Here is a 21,999-nt window from a genome sequence, read left to right as displayed (position 1 = left end):
AGCCCATGCTAATCAAACGAAAATCCATAGAAGCCGAAGCAAATCATCGTTCCGGCCCCAAAGCTGCGGTTATCAAAAAAGCCAACCGCAAACCCAAATTTGCCCCGGTTACCCTGTCCGAATTCGATGGCGTACGCTTTCTCCATTTTGGTACTGAATGGGTACAAGGTGCCATGCGCCTGCGCAAACCGGATGCCATAGAATTGGAATACGCTCAACAGATGATGGCCTGGATGCTGTTCATCGATACGCCCGTTCATCTGGTACAACTGGGTCTGGGCACCGGTGCCCTGAGCAAATTCAGCTACCGCCAGTTTGTAGATGCCCGCGTGACAGCAGTGGAACTGAATCCCTCAGTCATTGCCATCTGTGAAAGCATGTTTAAACTGCCGGCCAACGATGAACGTCTGCAAGTGCTGGAAATGGATGCCCTGGATTACGTCAATGATGAAAACAACCATGGCAGCATTGATGCCATGCAGGTGGACCTGTATGACGCCACCGCACGTGGCCCGGTACTGGACAGTGCCGAGTTTTACCAGGCCTGCGCTGCCTGCCTGAAAGATGATGGCATACTGACCGTCAACCTGTTTGGTGACCACCCCAGCTACACCCGCAATGTGAAAGCCCTGCGCTTCGCCTTTGAGCAGGTGTTGTGCCTGCCCGAAGTGCATGATGGCAATGTGGTGGCGATCGCCTTCAAGCAAAGACCATCACTGGATTTCGACAGCCTGTATGAACGCGCAGAGAAAATCAAGGCCAGCACCAAACTTCCAGCCAAAACCTGGGTCAACGGGCTGAAAGCAGCCTGCAATCCCAACTGATTATTTGACATACCAAAACAATATGAATAAACCCGTACACCGCAGCCTGAATCTTCAGCAGATTTTTACCTGGCTGATGGCAGATGGCGTCGTCCCCAAAGAAGAAGCAAAAGCGCATTTTAATGCGACCCAGGCATTTCTGAAAAATGGCCCGGCGTCCATGCATCCGCTGACAGCAGTGGCACAGGCTAAACTACATTCCGCCATTGCCCCACATATCTTATTGACGCTGGACTGGCTGACAGAATGGGCTGCGGGCAAGGTCAGCATGCCGTTCTACCGCATAGACCCGCTGAAAATTGACTTTACCAATGTCTCGGACGTGATGTCGTCTTCGTATGCGACCCGCTTCAACATCCTGCCGGTAGAATCCACGTCTACCACAGTCGTCATTGCCACCACCGAGCCTTTCAATCTTGAATGGCAACAGGAAATCCTGAAATTCACGCGCAAGGAAATCCGCCTGGTATTGGCGAATCCACTGGAAATTTCGCAATACATCGTCCAGTTTTTCTCGCTGGCGAAATCGATCAAGGATGCACGCAAGTCCAACAAGAATGATGCCGCCCTGCGCCAGAACTTTGAACAACTGGTTGAACTCGGCAAAACCAACAAGCAGGTAGACGCCAACGACCAGCACGTCATCAACATCGTGGACTGGTTGTGGCAGTTTGCCTTTGACCAGCGCGCCTCGGATATCCACCTGGAACCGAAACGCGATATTTCCATCATCCGTTTCCGTATCGACGGTGTGCTGCATCAGGTCTACCAGGTGCCGGCCACGGTCATGATCGCCATGACGGCGCGTATCAAATTGCTGGGCCGCATGGACGTGATCGAAAAACGACGTCCACAGGATGGCCGTATCAAGACCAGGACCAATGATGGCCAGGAAGTGGAATTGCGTTTATCCACCCTGCCTACCGTCTTTGGCGAAAAAATGGTCATGCGTATTTTCGATCCTGAAGTCGTGGTCAAGACCCTGCCCGAACTGGGTTTCCCCATCAATGACGCGAAACGCTGGGATCACCTGACCAGCAAGCCGCATGGCATCATCCTGGTGACCGGGCCTACCGGTTCCGGCAAGACCACGACCCTGTACACCACACTGAAAGCGCTGGCGACACCAGACGTCAACGTCTGTACGGTCGAAGACCCTATCGAGATGGTGGAAGGTTCGTTCAATCAGATGCAGGTGCAGGCTTCCATCGACCTCGGCTTTGCCGACGGTATCCGGGCACTGATGCGTCAGGATCCGGACATCATCATGGTGGGTGAGATTCGTGATTTGCCCACTGCAGAAATGGCGATACAGGCAGCGCTGACCGGCCATCTGGTCTTGTCCACCCTGCATACCAATGATGCGCCCTCTGCCATCATGCGCCTGCTCGAACTGGGCGTACCGTATTATTTACTGGAAGCAACCATCATCGGCATCCTGGCGCAAAGGCTGGTACGTACCCTGTGCATACACTGCAAATCCCCGGACGGGGAAATGCAGGATGCGGTCTGGTCATCGCTGGTAGAAGACTGGGGTATTCCCAAGCCACAAGCCATTTATCGCCCGGTCGGCTGTCCGGAATGCCGGCAAACCGGCTTCCTGGGACGTACCGGCCTGTATGAACTATTGACCGTCACCCTGCCGTTCAGCAAGCTCATTACTGAAGCAGCCGATATCCACGCCCTGCGCGCACAAAGTGTCAAGGATGATATGAAACCCTTGCGCATTGCGGGCGCCTATAAGATCATAGAAGGTGTCACCACCGCCGATGAAGTGTTGAAAGTGACTTCATCACTGATTTAGCGCAGTTTTCAGGGTACGCAGGAATGCAGCCAGCTCCGTCCAGCACCTCCATCACAACCCGGCAACTGCTACCACACATCCTGGCAGTCGCCCTGGTCTATGCGGTGTTAGGACGGTTTTCGCTGCTGCTGGCCATCCCACCCGGCTACTCGATCGCCATTTTCCCACCCGCCGGTATTGCCCTGGGCGTGGTGTTAACCTGTGGTTACCGGCTCTTGCCCGGGGTGGCCGCCGGTGCGCTGATTGCCAATCTGCTCATCAATTTTGCCATTGGTGGCAGACTGGATGCCAGTGCCTGGATCGCCTCTTCCATCGTCGCTACCGGTGCCGTACTGCAAGCCGCTGCTGGCGGCCGCATGGTGCGCCATTTCTTGCAGAATGACCTGTCACTTGGCACCGACAAGCGCATCTTCCAGTTCTTTTTTTACGGTGCCCTGGTCGCCTGCCTGATCAATGCCAGCATCGGTGTGACCACCCTGGCAGCCCTGAATATCATCCCCTGGCCAGAATTCATCAACAACTGGATAGCCTGGTGGACCGGCGACACCTTTGGGGTACTGACGATTACGCCCATCGTCATGGTCCTGTATGGCAAACCGCGCGCCATCTGGCGTGCCAGAAGGTGGAGTGTCATGCTGCCGCTGTTTGTCTGCCTGCTATTGGTGGTCACGGCATTCGCTTTTACCCGCTATCGCGAAGAGCAAAAACAGCAACTTGAATTTCGCCTGAAGGCAGAGCGCGTCGGGCAAAGCCTGCAAAACCGGCTGGACAATCATTCCGACATCATGCGCAATATCGAACGTCTATATGCCAGTTCCAACCAGGTAAACAGGGGTGAATTCGGCACTTTCGTCAATCACACCTTAGCCCATCAAAAAGCGATTTCCTTTTTGGCCTGGGTACCCAAAGTCACGCTGGCGCAACGGGAAAATTTTGAAGTCTCGGTGCTGCGGGAAGGCTTTGCCAATTTCCAGATACTGGAAATGAATGAACACCAGTCTCTGGAAGAAGCAAAAGTCAGGGATGAGTATTATCCGGTCAAATACATAGAACCATTTGTCAGCAATCAAGCATTCTTCGGTTATGACATGGGTTCCAGCGTATTGCGCAGGAACGCCATCGAAGATGCGCGTGACAGTGGCAGCCTGACCGTCACCGACCCGCTGACATCGCTGGAAGCTGGCGATCAGCAACTGCATGTGCTGCTGTTCGCCCCGGTATATGAACATGGCAAGCCGCTGGATAATATCGACCAAAGAAAAGCCGCATTTTCCGGTACTGCCGTCAGCAAGTTACGCATGGCGGAGCTGGTCAAGGATAACCTCACGTCTGAAGACTTGAAAAATGTCATGGTCAAATTTTATGACCTGTCTTATCCCGGGAAAAAAGGCATCTTCCTTGACGACATCGCAGAAATCGATAATCGTTACCTGTTCCAGGCCAGCATCAATTTCGGCGGCAGGCAATATGCCTTCCTGGCCCAGCCTTCATCCGCATACTGGAAATCCCATGTCGCCTGGATCACCTGGATCACCATGATAGGTGGCCTGCTGTTCACCGGCCTGCTGGGTACCTATCTGCTGGTCGCCACGGCACACACCTATGGCGTGGAAAACCTGGTCGCGCAAAGAACCACGCAACTGCACGACAGTGAAGAAAGAATGCGCACCATACTCGACAATGCTGCAGAAGGCATACTCACTACCGATGAATATGGCGTCATCGAATCAGCCAATCAATCGGCGGAAATTCTGCTCACCTATACACATGGCAGCCTGCCTGGGCTGAACTTGCTGACCCTGTTTCCCGATCCCGGTTCGTGCCAGTTACTGGTACGCCATTTGACCAGTTCACCCACTGGCATGCCATTTGAAGAAACCGGGAAAAGCGACCGCGAAGAAGTCATGGCCATCAAAAAAGACGGCCAGGAAGTCCCAGTAGAACTGGCCATCACCCGCGTCAAGCTGGGGCAGAAAGTGCTGCTAGTCATCATCATGCATGACCTGTCAGAGAAAAAACGGGTTGAAAAACTGAAGTCTGAATTTGTATCTGCCGTTTCGCATGAATTGCGCACACCGCTGACTTCCATACGCGGGGCACTGGGCTTGCTGGTGGGTGGCGTCGCCGGGGAAATCCCTGATAAGGCACGCAGCATGCTGCTCATGGCAAACGACAATGCCACACGCCTGACCAAGCTGATCAATGACTTGCTGGATTTTGAGAAACTCGAATATGGCAACATGCAATTTCATTTTGAAAGCCTGTTGCTGGACGAATTGGTGCAAAACACCATACAGTCAAACCTGGGTTATGCCCAAAATTTTGGCGTGGACATACGCTGCAAGCTGCTGGCAGAACGGGCCTTGCCGGTCAGGGTGGATTCACAGCGTTTTACCCAGGTTTTGTCGAATTTACTGTCCAACGCCATCAAGTTTTCGCGTGAGAACGGGCGGGTTGATGTCACCATCATTGCCAATGTAAATCATGCCCGGATTGAAGTGCAGGACTATGGCATCGGTATTTCAGAAGCATTCAAAAGTAGCATTTTCCAAAAATTTACCCAGGAAGATGCCAAGGCTGCCCGCAAATATGCGGGGACCGGGCTAGGCCTCAGCCTGAGCAAGACCATGATAGAAAAAATGGGTGGCGAAATCGGCTTCCACAGTGAAGAAGGTCAGGGTTCGGTCTTCTTTGTCGTCCTCCCACTGGATTCCAGCGCAGCCAGCACGCCTTCCCTGACCGAGGCATAACGCAGGCGAGCACCCAGTTCCAGCTTGATGCGCTGATTGCGCAAACGCCGCGATTCCGACATGAAAGACAGCAATACCGGACTGACCTGTTGTGCCAGTTCTGCCCGTGGCAGGCGCGGCGGGCGTGGCAGTTCAAAGCTATCCGCTACCAGGTCAAAATAGGCCGCCATCTTCATATCACTGTCGTCCACCGCATGATAAACACGGTTAGGTGAAGCGCGAAACAGCGCCAGCCGTATCAACTGTGCCAGGTCATCGGCATGGATATGATTGGTGTACACGTCATCAGCCTCGTTCAGGGCTGGTGTCCCCTTGTGCAAGCGTTCCAGTGGCAGGCGCTCTGCCGCATAAATACCGGGCACGCGCAAGATGGCCAGACACGACTGGCTGCGCCTGGCCCAGGCACGCAAGCTGCGCTCTGCCGCTACCCGCCGTGTTGCCCGGGCATTCTGCGGTTTCACGCTTCTGGTTTCATCAAACTCGGTACCGCCACAATCACCATACACACCGGTGGTACTCACATAGACCAGTTGGCTCTGGTCAGCCAATACCGCAATCAGGTTTTGGGTACGGATGTCGGTATCACCTTCACTGCGCGGCGGTGCCAGATGCACGACCCGCTTTGCCAAACCGGCCAGCCGGGCCAGACTATGCGGCTGGTCCAGATTGGCCAGGATGGGCACCGCCCCTGCTGCCCGCAATTCGGAGCAGCGGGCCGCCTGGCTGGTCAGGGCAAATACCCGGAAGTGCGTCTGCAACAAAGGCAGCAGGCGCATGCCGACATCACCACAACCCACGATAAGCAAGCGCGGCTTGCCGATTTGCATACATTGTTTTGTCATGTTCAGGATTGTATGCCAAAGTCCCGCTTTGTGATTTTTACGGCAGCCATGGACACATTTTCTTGACCGATCAAACGCCATCCGTAGACCCGGTGTCGGCACGATAGCGCAGTAAAAGATTTGCGCTTTTACCACAGCCAAGTTACAAAGAATATGGCACTATTTGTTGCTACATCGCTTAGAACCTTACGATCTGTAGCGAGCGAGCGTGATCGGGGCTCATGCGCTGCTCAAAATGCTCATGGTCTTAAGACCATTCCGCTTTTTGCGCTGCGTTTTTGTTACCCTTACCCCGCTGACGCTCGCTACAGATCGTAAACCCGTTCTTACATCCGGCAGTGGGACTGCATTGCACTCCTGATGTTGACGGGTACAGATGCCTGGAGACAGGCAAGGGACCGGCACAAGGAACAAACAAGGGACAAACAAGGAACAATCAATGAATATGATGGCCTTGCTACTAGCGACAAATCTTGTCGCAGAAACGCCTGCACCCCTGCAGATTTCAGTCAATGTCGACTCTGCCACCGGGCTTGTTGGCGCGTCCATACTGAGTGAAGTATACAAACAGGCAGGGCTGCGTTTTTGCGTTATCAACCTGCCGCCCCTGCGTGCCACCAAAGAAGCCAAGGCCGGGCATATTGACGGCGAAGCCCTGCGCCCACCCAATTATGCCGCAGCACACCCGGAACTCTTGCGCATAGACCCGGCCTATATCGTGGTTGAAACACTGGCATATGCGATAAAAAGCCGCGATCTCAGCATCAACAAGAAAAGTGATTTACAGACGCTGAAAGTAGGTGTGGTCCGTGGTATCATGAATGCCCAGAATGCTACCGAAGGCCTGTCCGGGATCACGTTTGCAGATACCTCGGAAAGTCTTTTCAAGATGCTGGTGGCTGGCCGTATCGATGTGGCCGTGGATTCCCGGTATAGCGCCTACCGGGCCATGAACAAGATAGCGGGGGCTGACGCCATATCAGAAAAAATGGTCTTGCTGGTCCAGCCCGCCCATCATTACCTGAATATCAGGCACAAATCGCTGGCGGCGACTATCGCTGGCACCATCAGCCAATTCACAGCCAATGGCGAATTGCAGCGATTGACGAAAATGGCGGAATCCGATCTGCTTAAAAAAGACAGCACTCCAGCGACACTGAGCATAAAAAACTGCAACTGACCAGCGCCGCTTAAGCTCGACCCACCTCGACCTACCTCGGCGTAGCCCTGCGCACAGTAGTTGCATCCAGCCTGAATACGCTGACGGCATTGGTCAGTTGCACGGCCTGGTCTTGCATGGATTGCGCGGCAGCAGCGGCTTCTTCCACCAATGCGGCGTTTTGCTGCGTGACTTCATCCATCTTGATGATAGCGATGTTGACTTCTTCTATGCCGCTGCTTTGCTCCATCGTGGCAGAGCTGATCTCGTTGACGATGTCACTGACTTTACGCACGCTGTCGACCACCTCTTCCATGGTGCTGCCGGCCTGGGTCACCAGCTTGCTGCCGGCCCCGACTTTTTCTACCGAGTCATTGATCAATTCCTTGATTTCCTTGGCAGCGGAGGCACTGCGTTGCGCCAGGTTACGCACTTCGCTGGCGACCACGGCAAAGCCGCGTCCCTGTTCGCCGGCACGGGCTGCTTCGACGGCGGCATTCAGCGCGAGAATATTGGTCTGGAAGGCGATGCCGTCAATGACGCTGATGATGTCCACAATCTTGCGGGACGAATCATTGATGGAACTCATGGTCGCGATCACTTCATTGACCACTTGACCACCCTTGCCCGCCACCGTGGTGGCGGACGCAGCCAGGCTATTGGCATGACGTGCATTATCTGCATTCTGCTTGACGGTGGAAGTCAGTTCTTCCATCGCCGATGCGGTCTCTTCCAGCGATGCCGCCTGTTGTTCGGTCCTGGCGGATAAATCAAGATTGCCGCTAGCAATTTCTTGCGACGCCGTGCCGATGGCATCGGTCCCTTCGCGTACCTGGCCTACCAGTTTCTGCAAGCTGGTATTCATCGTTTGCATGGCACGCAGCAACTGACCGATTTCATCTTCAGAACCGGCTTCAATCGATACCGTCAGGTCGCCGCTGGCAGCGCTTTCAGCAATGCTGACCGCAGCACGCAATGGCCGGCTGATCAGGCGTGCAATCCACAGCGCCAGGATCACGCTGAGTACCATGGCAACCGCCAGGATGCCGGCTATCCATAAACGGGACGATGAAAACAGGCTGTCATTGGTCACCAGGGCACGTTCACTTTCCGCCTGGCTCAGTTCCACCAGTTTATCAACCAGATCATTCACGCCACGGAATAATTTGACGGAATCACCGCGGATCGCCTTGCGGGCTTCTTCAGTATTCCCTGCCCGCGACAGGGCCAGCATTTTTTTGCTGGCATTTCCATACAAGGTGAAGGACTGTGCCAGAGAATCAAATATCTGTTTTTCTTCCGGCGAACTGACCAGCAAGCGGTACTTGGATTCATAGCCCATGAATTCCGTGGTGCGGGATTCTATGCTTTTCTCGTAGTAGCTATGATCCGCCTCTTCACTGGAAAGGATGTGCTGCAGTTCGGACACGCGCATGCGGTTGAGGGTTGCCTTCATCAGCAAGGCATAACGCACGCTGGGCAAGGTGTCGGTAAGAACACCGGTGGAAGCCACATTCAGGCGCGAGATTTGCACGATTCCAAAAATGCCCGTGGCTAACGTCAGGCTCAAGGCCACCAAAAAAGAAAGCAACAATTTGTAGGCGATCTTCAAATTCAGGAACCAGCTCATATCAACTCCTTTAAAGCTTTTACGACGACACTGCCGTCATGTTTCTATTGCGAAGTACCATTTTCTTCGTCAGAACGCATTCTGCAAACAAGAAAACCGGCACTTGAGCCACGAATGCACTCAATATGACAATTGTACTGGGTTCCCTGGAGGAAATAATTAACATAAGTTAAATACCCCGCAAAAATGGCAAGGTCCGCCCCCTCCTCATTTATACTGAGATACTGATCGTACTCAGCCGATAATATACCGTAACGCACCCTATTTTCATGCCTTCCTGCCAATAACCGTCTGTCCCCCAAGTGCTATCAGCATGCACGCTTTTGGTCTTGCCGGATTTACGCTATCATGTGCTCCCGTTTGATTCCTGTCTGCCCCTCGTTTGGCAGAGCAAACCCGGCGTAAGCGTTGCGGTGTCCAGAACAGACCCTAATTATTTCAAAACATACCCGATGACTTTTCAAGTAACTGTCACCCCTAGTGGTCGTCAATTCAGCTGTGACGAAGATGAAACCGTGCTGTCAGCAGCCCTGCGCGCTGGCATAGTATTGCCCTACGGCTGTAAAAATGGTGCCTGTGGCTCGTGCAAAGGCAAGGTAGCCAGCGGTACGGTCAAACACGGCCCGCATCAGGTGCGTGCCCTGCCCGAAGCTGAAGAGGCACAGGGCATGTCCCTGTTCTGCTGTGCCAGGCCGCAATCCGACCTGACCATAGAAGCACGCGAAATCGTTGCTGACTGTGATTATCCTGTCAAGAAAATGCCTAGCCGCATTGCCAAACTTGAAAAACTGTCTGACGATGTCATGCTCATCGCCCTGCAATTACCTGCCAACGAGCGCCTGCAATACCGCGCCGGCCAGTACATAGAATTCATGCTGCGGGATGGCAAGCGCCGCAGCTACAGCATGGCAAATGCCCCTCACCTGGATGAACATATCAGCTTGCATGTGCGCCACATGCCGGGCGGACTGTTCACCGACCAGGTCTTTTCCACACTGAAGGAACGCGACATCCTGCGTTTTGAAGGCCCGCAAGGCACCTTCTTCCTGCGTGAAGATACAGAAAAGCCCATTATCCTGCTAGCGTCCGGTACCGGTTTCGCCCCGATCAAGGCACTGGTGGAGCACCTGATCCATATCGAATCCAGGCGCCCTGTCAGCCTGTATTGGGGTGGCCGCCGACCGGCCGACCTGTACATGGATACCTTGTGCAAGGACTGGGCCGCACGATTGCCTGGCTTCAGTTATATCCCGGTGATCTCTGATGCCCTGCCGCAAGATGGCTGGACTGGCCGTCAAGGCTTTGTACATCAGGCGGTCATGGCAGATCATGCCGACCTGTCGGGCTACCAGGTGTATGCCTGCGGTGCACCGGTCGTGGTGGAATCCGCCAAACGTGACTTCACGGCACAGTGCCAGTTACCTGCGGACGAGTTCTACGCAGATTCCTTTACCTCAGAGGCAGATCTGGCGAATTGACCCTGTCGGCCTGCCGCATGTCATAAAAGCATGATAAGGAAATCACCTTAAACGGGACTTACGCAAAATCGTCCCAACAAGGCTATCGCTTAAGGAAACCTCCCTTGCAGGGGAGGTTCGTTTCGTTGGCAGACAACATGTTGTCTGAAACCCCAACTACACCGCCAGTGACGAAGACAGTACGAATAGTACGGCGAGGAGCTGCAACGCAGTTGGGGCGGTTTTTCGTAAGTCCCGCAAATTTATTTTGACGCAGTGCGCAAAAAGTCCTACTATCCATTTTATGAAAATTTTTACTGACATGTCTTCACCAAATATTGCACGACGTCGCGTCTCGCCAAGCGAGCCTGGGCCGATGTAAGAGTGAGCGTGCGCGTAAAAAGCGACACCACGAATATCCAGCCACAGGTTCCATCCTGTGGCTTTTTTTTATCCTGCTTTTTTGTCCTTCCCCCACTGTAACGACCTTAGGAGTCTTGAAATGGAATTCAGTCAGTACAACGTAAATTCCCTGATGTACATCACACCGCGCCCCGAACTCGTGTTCGTCGAAGGCAAGGGCATGTGGCTGACTGATCACAAGGGCAAGCGATATCTGGACTATCTGCAAGGTTGGGCCGTCAATTGCCTGGGCCACTGCCCCGACGTCATCCATGAAGCCCTGGTCAGCCAATCCAAAAAACTGCTGAACCCTTCCCCGGCGTTCTATAACGCACCGATGCTGGAGTTTGCCGATCTGTTGACTAAAAATTCTTGCTTTGACCGCGTGTTTTTCACCAACAGCGGTGCCGAAGCCAATGAAGGTGCCGTCAAACTGGCACGCAAGTGGGGGCAGTTGAACAAGAATGGCGCGTTTGAAATCATTACCTTTGACCATGGCTTCCATGGGCGTACCCTGGCGATGATGTCGGCGTCGGGCAAACCAGGCTGGGACACGATTTTTGCCCCGCAAGTCAGCGGCTTTCCCAAGGCCGATCTGAACGATATCGCTTCGGTAGAAAAACTGATCACCGACAAAACCGTCGGCATCATGCTGGAGCCGGTACAAGGTGAAGGCGGTGTCATTCCTGCCAGCCCGGAATTCATGCAAGCCTTGCGCGCCCTGACCAAGAAACACGGCATCCTGCTGATCGTGGATGAAGTGCAATCCGGCATGGGGCGTACCGGTGAACTGTTCGGCTATCAGTTATCGAATATAGAACCAGACATCATGACGCTGGCCAAAGGCATCGGTGGTGGCGTACCGCTGGGTGCCTTGCTGTGCCGTGAAGAAGTGGCCTGCTTCGTTCCTGGCGACCAGGGCGGCACCTACAACGGCGCACCGTTGATGACCGCCGTCGGCATTGCCGTGTTCAAGGAACTAACCAAGCCCGGCTTCCTGGCAGCGGTCAAGGAAAAAGGCGAGTACCTGAGCCAGCAACTGGAGCAATTGTCTGCCGAATTCGGCATGCAGGGTGAACGCGGCTTTGGCTTGCTGCGCGCCCTGAAGCTGGGTGACAACATCGGTGGCAAACTGGTGGAGGCCGCACGCGATATGGAACCGGTAGGCTTGCTGCTCAATTCACCCCGCCCTGACCTGTTGCGCTTCATGCCGGCACTGAATGTGACGAAGGAAGAAATTGATCAGTTGATCAGCATGCTGCGTGTGCTGATACAGCAAGTCAAAAACTAAGTTTCACCTTCAGCTTTAAGAACCTGTTTACGTTCTAAGAAATCGGTCTGCGCGGCGAGAGTCGTGCAGACCTTTTTTATTGCAGTAAAAATACTATCTAAAAAGCATTTTTGTCTTTTTTAAAAGTGTATATAATGCACAATTCCATTTACGCAATCAAAGCGCACATGCACAATTTTTATAAGCCAGTGGCCTGCAAAATCGCATTCAGCATTTTTAGCAGCCTGTTTCTACTCCACGCCCCGATATCGTATGCGGCAGCTGAGCCCATCCCTATCGCCAGCTTTTTCAAAGAATCCCAGTTCAGCGATGCCCGCCTGTCACCCGATGGCAAAAACATTGCCATGATCATGAAGGGTGTCAATGACCGCATGGTACTGGCCATACTGGAAGTCGGCAAACTGCGCCCTGAAATTATTGCGAATTATGAAGACAAGGATGTCAGGACTTTCCATTGGATTAATAATGACAGGCTGGTCTATGACCTGACGGATTTGCAATACAAGGAAGCCCAACGCTTTTTTGGCCATGGCCTGTATGCCGTCAACAAAGACCGCAGCAAACGCCTGCGCCTGGTAACACATGAATTCACTGGCAGGCATACCAAGGTAGTCGGTAATGAATTACCCTGGTACACCCATTTCCTTGATATTGCCCATGGTTCTGCTTCGCCGGATGTCTATGTGATCCAGGCAGTAGAAGCTGGCTCCGACGTGTTTGATCTGTATCGCCTGAACACCATGACGGGCAATACTGAACTGGTCCCCCGTCCCGGCAAGGTAAATACGTGGCTGATAGACAAAGCTGGCGTACCACGTATTGCGGTCACGACCGAGAACGAAAAATCTATCATTAATTATAAAGATCCGAAAACAAATGCCTGGCGCACACTGGCCACCTCAACCTGGGCATCGAACGACAGAATTACCCCTGTTTTTTTTAGCCCGGAAGGTGATTTATACGTGCGGGCCAACAATGGTAAAGATCTGAGTTCACTATATCGTTTTGATCTGGAAAAGAATCAATTGGAATCAGAGCCTGTGATTTCACTGAAAGGCTATGATTTTTCCGGCCAACTGGTCTACAACGGGCCGCAAAAGAAAGTATTGGGCCTGCGTTACGAAATGAGCCGGCCAGCCACACTATGGTTTGATGATTCCATCGCAGAGAAACAAAAACAAATTGATGCGCTGCTGCCCGACACGTTTAACTCCCTGCATTTCCCATCTGACCTGAAAACCAATATTGCGCTGGTCCATTCTTATTCAGATATCGCACCAGGTGTATGGCAATTGTTTGATTTCAGCACTGGTAAATTGGTACGCCTGGGCGTCAGCAAGCCAGACATCAAGCCCGAGCAAATGGCTGAAAAAGAAATGCTGAACTACACGGCCCGCGATGGCATGCAGATACCAGTTAATCTGACCCTGCCGAAAAACAGTGCTGGCAAAAACCTGCCAGCCGTAGTGTTAGTGCATGGCGGCCCTTATTTACGCGGCAACCACTGGAGTTGGAATCCACAAGCTCAATTCCTCGCTTCACGCGGTTATGCAGTCATAGAACCTGATTATCGTGGCAGCGTCGGTTATGGCACAAAACATTTCCGCGCCGGCATCAAGCAATGGGGACTTGCTATGCAGGATGACGTAGCCGATGCGGCCAAATGGGCGATTGCCCAAGGCTACGTCGATCCCAAGCGTATTTGCATTGCTGGTGCCAGTTATGGCGGTTATGCCACGCTGATGGGCCTGATCAAAGACCCGGACATTTTCCGCTGTGGCATAGAGTGGGTAGGTGTGACGGATATCAACCTGCTGTACGACATCCACTGGAGTGATTTTTCAGATGAGTGGAAATGGTTCGGCATGCCTGTACTGATCGGTGACCAGGTCAAGGATGCAGCCCAACTGAAAGCCACTTCGCCTTTGCAAAATACCGACAAGCTGACCCGCCCTTTACTGATGGCTTATGGCAAACGTGACCACCGCGTGCCGATAGATCATGGCACCAAATTCTATAAGGCGATCAAGGAAAAAAATGCCAATGTGGAATGGGTGGAATACCCTGAAGAAGGTCACGGTTTTTTCCTGCTCAAAAACAATATCGATTTTTGGGGACGGGTAGAGAAATTCCTTGAGCAAAACATTGGCAAAGGCCAGCCACTGGCAGCATCAGACACTGCTAAATAATCGCTCTTGCAAGAAGGCCACGAAAGTGGCCGTCTTCAATGCCAGCCAGTCACGCGCCGGATAAACCGCATACACCGGTGAACCACTGGGCAATTGATAATTGTCCAGCACAGGCACCAATTCTCCGCTTTGCAAGTGCTTGCTGACTATCAACCTGTCTATCAGCAAAATACCGGCACCAGAACAAGCGGCAGCCACCAGGGCCATGCCATTGTTGGATTGAAAGTGGCTGCTCACTCTGACTTTCCTGGTTTCACCGTGCTGTAGCAAAGTCCATTCATCATTTGCCCTGCCAGCGTTGATATACAGCAGGCAGGCATGCCGACTCAAATCCTCGGCCACAAGCGGATGGCCCGCGCTTGCCAGATAGGCAGGGGCCGCGCAAAGTATGCGCTGACTATCCACCAGCTTGCGCGCGATCAGGTTGGAGTCATCCAGATGGGCGACGCGAATGGCGACATCAATTTGTTCTGCTATCAAATCTACCAGTCTGTCTTCAACTTGCAGCGCAAAATCAATGTGCGGATAGCGGCGGCAAAACTCGGTCATGACCGGCACCAGCCTGGCAACGGCAGGCATTGGGCAAGTAACACGCAAACGCCCCCTGACTTCTTGCTGGTGCTGCCCGGCCATTTGTTCAATATTTGCCAGCGCTGTCTCGATGCGCTGCGCTTCATGCAAGACCTGCTCACCGATCTCTGTCAGCGTCAGCTTGCGGGTGGAGCGCTGTAGCAAGCGTGCGCCCAAATTTTGTTCCAGGGCTGCCAATTGCCGCGACAGCAGCGACTTGCCGCAGCCCAGTTGTATGGCTGCCTTGCTGATGCTGCCAGTACGCACGATGGTGGCAAACACAGCCAGGTGTTGTGGATTCAGCATGAAATTACCCTATTTATTGTCCTGTTATAAGCAACAATATTATGCGATATCTCTACCTTATCAGGCAACAATATCCTGCCTATACTGTTCTTCATGGTCAGCGCTTTGCTGCCTCACACGTTGCTGCCTAACACGTTGCTGCCTAACAATAACCGCCAGGGAAAATAGAATGAACACCATCAACTACCAGTTTCAGCTTGCCAGCCGCCCTCAGGGCAGTGTCAAAGCCAGCGATTTCAACTATGTCACCGAGCAACTGCGCGATTTGCAGGACGGTGAAGTCTTGATCAAGAACCTGTATATCTCGCTTGACCCGGCCATGCGTGGCTGGATGAATGAAAGCAAAAACTCTTACATGCCACCAGTCGCCATCGGCGAAGTCATGCGCGCCCTGGCAGTCGGCCAGGTCGTCACCAGCAAGAATCCCAAATTTGTCGCCGGTGACCATGTCAGCGGCATACTGGGCATGCAGGAATATGCGTATTCCGATGGCAAGGGCATCACCAAGGTGGATGCCAAACTGGCCCCCCTGCCCCTGTACCTGAGTACGCTGGGCATGCCGGGCATGACGGCTTATTTTGGTCTGCTTGAAGTCGGGCAACCCAAGGAGGGCAATACAGTGGTGGTATCGGGTGCTGCCGGTGCCGTCGGTACCGTCGTCGGCCAGATTGCCAAAATCAAGGGTGCGCGCGTGGTCGGTATTGCCGGTGGTGCCGATAAATGCAGTTACCTGACTGAAGAACTGGGCTTTGATGCTGCCATCGATTACAAGACGGAAGATGTGAGCGCCGCTTTGCGCCAGCACTGCCCGAATGGCATAGACGTGTATTTCGACAATGTCGGTGGCGACATTCTCGATGTGGCTCTGGCACAGCTGGCCTTTGGTGCCCGCGTCGTCATCTGCGGAGCGATTTCACAATACAACAACACCACCCCGATCAAAGGGCCATCGAATTACCTGAACCTGATGGTGAAACGGGCAACGATGAAAGGTGTGATGGTGTCCGACTTTTACCCACGCGCCATGGAAGCTGCCATGGTCATGGGTGGCTGGATCAGCTCTGGCAAACTGAAAAGCCGTGAAGATATTGTCGAGGGACTGGAAAAATTTCCTGAAACTTTCCAGAAATTATTCACCGGTGAAAACAATGGCAAGCTGATTCTTAAAGTGCTGCAAAGCTGAATTCCTCAGAACGTGTTTACGATCTGATCAGGGCTTCAGCACAAAGTGCAACACTGACCGTGCTGGCAGACTATAGCTGAACTTGTTTTGCGCAATATTGTTCAGGCCGCTTCTGGCAGTCACGGCAGTATTGCTGCCGCTGACACCCCAGACCTGGGCAGATTTCAGCGTCACCGGATGGCTGAGCTGGAAACTGCTGCTGAGTGCACTGGCCAGGCGGTTGATGGCAATCACATGGATGACATTCGGGTCACTGGTATCGACTGCCGCATACACCGCTGCATTGGCATTGTTGCTGGCAACAGCCTTGATCGAGGTGGCAGGAAAGACCGATTTATTGCCATCGTAATTTCTATAGATCTTGAAGCCGGAGGCAATAAAGCCTTCGGCATCACCAAAATAGGTGGCGAGGTACACGCCCTGCCTGCCGAAACTGCCCAGGGCATCAGCCTGTGCAATGGCCCCGGTAATATCTGACTTGCCACCAAAATCATATTCGGTAACCGCCAGTTTGGTACCTGGATAAAAATCCGTGATGGCCTGTTGCAACTTGGGCAGCATTTGCAAGCCGCGACCATCAGTAAAGCCATTGCCCGACTGAGTGATCCAGGTCGATTCCACATAAGTCGCATCCCACAGACTGCGTGCAGCCTGCACCCTATCGGTAGTGCTGCTTGAAGCCTGTGGATAATAATGGAATGAAAACACATCCAGCAAGCGCTTGCCTGCCGATTGGGAAGCCTGCCGCATCTTCGCCAGATAGGCAGTTGCCATGGTCATGCCGTTGTAGCGATAACGGTCACCACTACCATTGCTGACATAGGGTTCGACATTGTATTGTGCCCAGTCCGCCGGCTGGTGTGATTGCGAACCATCCCAGATTGCCCACAAGCTGAACAGTCCCAGGTAGCCGCTAATGGCCGGGCCATAGGTTTCAGCCCCGCCATCCATGCGTTTGATGGTATTTGCCAGGGCGATATTCTTTTGCAGCACATCGCTGACCGTGGTCACCTGGGGATACAGATTGGCGTGGGTGCCGCTGTCGCCACTGCTGGTGGCCCAGTGATGCCACAGGTCTGGCTCATTGTCGAGTTCGTAACCCTTGATGCCGCTGGCAGTCGCTGCGGCACCGTACTGCTGCACCAGGAAATTGATTTCTTCATCGATATACACCACCCCATCCGTCAGGCCTGGTGTCAGGCTCAGGGCACCAGCGGCAGCGGGCTTGTCATTGACAATGTCTACCCAGCGCGCAGCATCCAGATTGGCCGGCCCAGCCGTGTTTTGCCATAACTGGGAATTATTGCAGGTAGAAGGTGGATTTAAATTAACGATATCTTTTGGCAGCTTGCCAGCGGCAGGCAACTGCAACAGGGAATACGTACCCAGCACCAGTGACTGGTCATGAAAACTCTTGAGGGCAGCGCCAGGCACATAATAAGCCAGCCCGGCAGCCTGGTTGGGGTCACCGGCACCGGTCATGGCGCTCACGCCAGCATTGGATGAATTGCACCAGTCAGCGCCTGAATTGCTGACACCATTTTCCCAGTTATAGCTGGTCATATTGTTGCCGCCAAGACGGCGCGAGCGCAAGTTCAAGCCTTGCAGACTAGCCAAACCACCCTGATTTGCCAGGCCTGCACGGTTGCTACCGTCGGCATAAGCGTTATATCCATAAATCAGCGGACTGATGGCTTTGCGCTCAGCCTGGGTGTCGATAGAAAACGTGACATTCTGTGCCGAGGATGTCGAAAATTCTGCCGAAATAAAAAGAATTGCAAGAACTTTGCAAACATTGACTTGTCTCATCATGACTCCTGGCCTGCCACCGCACCATTTCCAATTGGAAATATTAAAGCCAAAGTATGCCAGAAGTTTGCCGCCCGCCATCGGCAAAAAACTCATATTGTTTAACAATTGGCGCAATTTTTGCCGTTTTATTAACCAGATTTGCGGCATATTTGATACAAAAACTCAAAACCACTCCCGTTCTCTTATATCCAGACAAATTCCAGACAACTACCAGACAAAAATGAGACTTTCGACACTTGCGCTTACCCTCAGCCTGGCCGGCCTGATCACTTCGACATCCCTGCAGGCACTGGCCGCGCCGGCCTATTATCGTTTCCCCAGCATACGCGCAGACGCAGTGGTATTTACTGCGGAAGGCGATTTATGGAAAGTGGCAAGTAGCGGCGGGCAGGCACAAAGGCTGACCACGCACCCGGCGGCAGAGATCTTGCCTGCCATCTCGCATGACGGCAAATGGCTGGCATTTTCAGCCGCCTATGAAGGACCGACTGAAGCCTACGTCATGCCCATGAGTGGCGGTGTGCCCAAGCGCATCAGTTTTGAAAATGACCAGGTAAACGTATTGGGCTGGACCACCGGTGGCGAAGTCCTGGTCAGCACGCTGAACAGCACTGGCCCCTCTTCCCATCGCGTGGTCGCTGCCATCAACCCGCAGACCATGTTGCGCCGTGTCTTCCCGGTGGCCGATGCGAATGAAGCGGTGCTCGACGATAGCGGCAAATACCTGTACTTCACCCGCTTTGGCCTGCAAATGACGAATGACAATGTCAAACAGTATCGTGGTGGTGCCACGGCACAAGTCTGGCGTTATGACATCCAGGCCAAGACCGAAGCCACCCAGCTGTTTAGCGGCGACACCAGCAATAACCGCCGCCCCATGTGGTGGAAAGGCCGCCTGTATTTCGTCAGCGACCGCAACGGTGCTTTCAATATCTGGAGCGCCAGTCCCGATGGCAGCGATGCCCGTATGCTGACCCAGCACAAGGAATGGGAAGTACGCAACGCCAGCCTGGGCGATGGCAAGATCGCCTATCAACTGGGGGCCGACCTGCGCGTGCTGGATATCGCCACTGCCAAGGACGAACTCATCAACATTGACCTGGTATCTGATTTTGACCAGCAGCGCAAACGCCAGATCAAGACGCCACTGGAATACCTGACGAATGTAGAAATATCCGGCAAGGAAGAACGCCTGCTGTTCACCGCCCGCGGTCGCGTAACGATAGCCAGCACCGGCCCGCAACGCCGCATCGACTTACCGATTCCAGAAAATGCACGCGCCCGCGAAGCCATTTTTTCGCACGATGACAAGTCGGTATTTGCGATTGTCGATACCAGTGGTGAAAATGAAATATGGAAATTCCCGGCCAATGGCGTAGGCAAGCCAGAAATGCTTACCACCAATGGCAGCGTCTATCGCTACCACATCTTCCCTTCCCCCGACGGTAAGTGGCTGGCACATACCGACAAACGCGGCAAACTGTGGCTGCTGGATCTGGCGACAAAAACCAATCAGGTGATTGATGATGCCGGCAAAATCGGGGCTGAAAGACAGGAGGAAGTCGTCTGGTCGCCAGACAGCAAGACCATCGCCATCGTCAGAGCCGACAATAAAATGCAAAGACCGCAGATAGGTCTGTATGCGCTGGACAGCAAGCAATTGCACTTCGTCACCAGCGACAGATACAACTCGCACAACCCTGTGTTTTCACCGGATGGTCACTGGCTGTACTTCTACTCTGAACGCAACTTCCAGGTCAGCAATCGCGCGCCCTGGGGTGACCGCAACATGGGGCCGCATTTTGAAAAACGCACCGGCATTTACGCACTGGCCCTGCAGACTGGCACCCGCTTCCCGTTCAAGGCAGATGATGAACTGAACAAGACGCCAGACAAACCGGCAGACAAAGCCACAGACAAGAGCACTGATAAAGCCGTCGACAAATCAACTGACAAATCGACTGACAAATCGACTGACAAGCCCAGCGAAAAATTAAACGATAAGTCAAACGATAAATCAAATGATAAGGTGGCTGAAAAAACTGCTGACAAGGCCACAGACAAAACCGAGGATAGCAAGAAGCCGGCAAAACCTGTCCTGCCCGCGATTCAATACAGCGGTCTGGCAGACCGGCTGTACCAGGTGCCACTGGCCTATGGCAATTATCGTGAACTGGCGTTGGATGACAAGCGCCTGTATTTTACCGAGCTCGACGGCACCGATGGCAAGGCCACACTGAAAACCCTGGCCATCAGCAAAACTGCGCCGCAACCGGACATTTTTGCGGGCAATATACGTCAGTTTGATTTGTCTGCCGACAAAAAGCATGTGTTTTATCGTGTGCACAGCACCACTGGCCCGGGTGATTTCATCATCGTTGAAGCCGGTGCCAGACAACCGTCCGACATCAGCAAGGCCAAGGTCAACATCAGTGACTGGAGTTTCTTCCTCAGCCCCAAACTCGAATGGCAGCAAATGTATGCCGATGCCTGGCGCATGCACCGCGACTTTTTGTTCGACGATAAAATGCGCGGCGTCGACTGGAACAAGGTGCGCAGCAAATATGCACCGCTGGTCGAGCGCGTGACCGACCGCGCCGAATTGAATGACGTACTGGGACTGATGGCCAGTGAAGTCAGCACCCTGCATTCACAAACCCGCCCGGGCGATGTCCGCCGCGTGGCGGCAGAAGGCCAGGCTGCTTCGCTCGGTGCCGTATTAAGCCGTACCAATGCGGGCTATCGCATTGATCATATTTATCATACCGAACCGGAATTGCCATCCGAACGCACCCCGCTGTCGCAACCGGACCTGGATGTCAGGGAAGGCGACATCATCACCGCCATCAATGGCCAGCCCGTGCTGGAAGCGCGCGATATCTCGGACCTGTTGACCAACCAGGCCGACAAGCAGGTATTGATGCATGTCAGGCGTGGCGACCAGGCAGTCCGTGCCGTTATTGTCACGCCGGTGAATATGATGAAACACGCGAATCTGCGTTACAGCGACTGGGAACAAAGCCGTAGCGAACGGGTCAACAAGCTGACCCAGGGCCGCATCGGCTATCTGCATCTGCGTGCCATGGGAGTGCAAGACATCAATAGCTTTGCCCGTGATTTTTACAGCAATATCGACCGTGATGGCCTGATCATCGACGTACGACGCAATCGCGGTGGCAATATCGACAGCTGGATCATAGAAAAACTCTTGCGCAAGGCCTGGGCATTCTGGTCCACACCAACGTCTGCGCCGTATGTCAACATGCAGCAAACCTTCCGTGGCCATCTGGTGGTACTGGTGGATGAACTGACTTACTCTGACGGCGAAACCTTTGCCGCTGGCGTCAAGGCATTGAAACTCGGCCCACTGGTCGGCAAACGTACTGCGGGTGCCGGCGTCTGGCTGTCGGACGGAAATACCCTGTCCGACAATGGCATGATCAGGGCTGCTGAAAATGCGCAATTTGGCGCGGATGGCCGCTGGCTGGTGGAAGGCGTAGGCGTGATCCCGGATGTCGAAGTTGACAATCTGCCGCATGCCACCTTCAACGGCAAGGACCAGCAACTGGAAACCGCCATACAGTTACTGGAAAAGAAACTCAAGGAACAACCGGTCAAAGCGCTGCTACCGCAAGCTATTCCGTCCTTAAAATAAGTACTGAAAGCCAACATGAAAAATCCCCGTAGCAATCGCTACGAGGATTTTTTTATTTCCAACAAGCCAAAAGTACCGTAGACAAAGTGTGTCAGCGTACGGACGTACTGCCAATGACCGAAGAG

13 protein-coding genes and 2 pseudogenes are annotated in these 21,999 nt (G+C 53.4%); 11 read left to right on the top strand and 4 right to left on the bottom strand.

The window, feature by feature from the left end; genetic code table 11:
* Positions 1-5: 5 nt before the first annotated feature.
* The 5 genes and pseudogenes from ACO0LM_RS10195 (at position 6) to ACO0LM_RS10175 (ending at position 5,378) form a co-directional block, all read left to right on the top strand.
* Positions 6-824: a spermidine synthase gene (locus ACO0LM_RS10195; RefSeq protein ID WP_423036718.1), complete on the top strand. Its 819-nt coding sequence runs from the start codon at positions 6-8 to the stop codon at positions 822-824.
* Positions 825-846: 22 nt separating this feature from the next.
* Complete coding sequence (locus tag ACO0LM_RS10190; protein ID WP_423036716.1) at positions 847-2,628, top strand: GspE/PulE family protein; 1,782 nt, start codon at positions 847-849, stop codon at positions 2,626-2,628.
* Positions 2,629-2,651: 23 nt separating this feature from the next.
* A pseudogene (locus ACO0LM_RS10185) lies at positions 2,652-3,992 on the top strand (CHASE domain-containing protein); the annotation flags it as partial.
* Positions 3,978-4,853 (top strand): annotated as a pseudogene (locus tag ACO0LM_RS10180) (histidine kinase dimerization/phospho-acceptor domain-containing protein); the annotation flags it as partial. The pseudogenes ACO0LM_RS10185 and ACO0LM_RS10180, both read left to right, overlap by 15 nt.
* A gap of 15 nt (positions 4,854-4,868) precedes the next feature.
* The gene (locus tag ACO0LM_RS10175; protein ID WP_423036785.1) at positions 4,869-5,378 is read left to right on the top strand and encodes a sensor histidine kinase; all 510 of its coding nucleotides are present in this window, start codon (positions 4,869-4,871) and stop codon (positions 5,376-5,378) included.
* On the opposite strand, the gene ACO0LM_RS10170 is transcribed toward ACO0LM_RS10175, so the two are convergent.
* Positions 5,303-6,220 carry an SDR family oxidoreductase gene (locus ACO0LM_RS10170; protein WP_423036714.1) on the bottom strand — a complete coding sequence of 306 codons (918 nt, stop codon included), beginning with the start codon at positions 6,218-6,220 and terminating at the stop codon, positions 5,303-5,305. The two genes, ACO0LM_RS10175 and ACO0LM_RS10170, sit on opposite strands and share 76 nt — an antisense overlap.
* A gap of 439 nt (positions 6,221-6,659) precedes the next feature.
* Here ACO0LM_RS10170 and ACO0LM_RS10165 point away from each other — a divergent pair, with 439 nt between their 5' ends.
* A complete protein-coding gene (locus ACO0LM_RS10165; RefSeq protein WP_423036712.1) occupies positions 6,660-7,400 on the top strand; it encodes a substrate-binding periplasmic protein in 741 nt (246 codons plus the stop codon).
* A gap of 31 nt (positions 7,401-7,431) precedes the next feature.
* On the opposite strand, the gene ACO0LM_RS10160 is transcribed toward ACO0LM_RS10165, so the two are convergent.
* On the bottom strand, positions 7,432-9,009 hold the full coding sequence (locus ACO0LM_RS10160; RefSeq protein ID WP_423036710.1) for a methyl-accepting chemotaxis protein: 1,578 nt from the start codon (positions 9,007-9,009) through the stop codon (positions 7,432-7,434).
* Between the two features lie 452 nt (positions 9,010-9,461).
* On the opposite strand from ACO0LM_RS10160, the gene ACO0LM_RS10155 reads away from it, so the two are divergent.
* From ACO0LM_RS10155 to ACO0LM_RS10145, 3 genes are all read left to right on the top strand, one after another.
* A complete protein-coding gene (locus tag ACO0LM_RS10155; RefSeq protein WP_423036708.1) occupies positions 9,462-10,487 on the top strand; it encodes a CDP-6-deoxy-delta-3,4-glucoseen reductase in 1,026 nt (341 codons plus the stop codon).
* Positions 10,488-10,968: 481 nt separating this feature from the next.
* Positions 10,969-12,159, top strand: a complete 1,191-nt coding sequence (locus ACO0LM_RS10150) for an acetylornithine transaminase (protein ID WP_423036706.1) — start codon at positions 10,969-10,971, stop codon at positions 12,157-12,159.
* A gap of 167 nt (positions 12,160-12,326) precedes the next feature.
* Positions 12,327-14,348, top strand: a complete 2,022-nt coding sequence (locus ACO0LM_RS10145; RefSeq protein WP_423036704.1) for an alpha/beta hydrolase family protein — start codon at positions 12,327-12,329, stop codon at positions 14,346-14,348.
* On the opposite strand, the gene ACO0LM_RS10140 is transcribed toward ACO0LM_RS10145, so the two are convergent.
* Positions 14,331-15,224 carry a LysR family transcriptional regulator gene (locus ACO0LM_RS10140; protein WP_423036702.1) on the bottom strand — a complete coding sequence of 298 codons (894 nt, stop codon included), beginning with the start codon at positions 15,222-15,224 and terminating at the stop codon, positions 14,331-14,333. The two genes, ACO0LM_RS10145 and ACO0LM_RS10140, sit on opposite strands and share 18 nt — an antisense overlap.
* A gap of 169 nt (positions 15,225-15,393) precedes the next feature.
* Here ACO0LM_RS10140 and ACO0LM_RS10135 point away from each other — a divergent pair, with 169 nt between their 5' ends.
* Entirely contained in the window at positions 15,394-16,407 is a 1,014-nt protein-coding gene (locus ACO0LM_RS10135; protein WP_423036700.1) for an NADP-dependent oxidoreductase, read from the top strand.
* 27 nt (positions 16,408-16,434) lie between these two features.
* Here the strand turns inward: ACO0LM_RS10135 and ACO0LM_RS10130 are convergent, their stop codons facing one another.
* Positions 16,435-18,219, bottom strand: coding sequence for a glycoside hydrolase family 44 protein (locus tag ACO0LM_RS10130; protein ID WP_423036698.1), 1,785 nt, complete (start codon positions 18,217-18,219; stop codon positions 16,435-16,437).
* 220 nt (positions 18,220-18,439) lie between these two features.
* Here ACO0LM_RS10130 and ACO0LM_RS10125 point away from each other — a divergent pair, with 220 nt between their 5' ends.
* Complete coding sequence (locus tag ACO0LM_RS10125; protein WP_423036696.1) at positions 18,440-21,874, top strand: S41 family peptidase; 3,435 nt, start codon at positions 18,440-18,442, stop codon at positions 21,872-21,874.
* Positions 21,875-21,999 lie beyond the last annotated feature (125 nt).

The sequence above is a fragment of the Undibacterium sp. Di26W genome (assembly GCF_049340265.1).
Lineage (GTDB): Bacteria > Pseudomonadota > Gammaproteobacteria > Burkholderiales > Burkholderiaceae_D > Undibacterium.
This window is presented reverse-complemented; position numbering and strand designations above follow the sequence as displayed.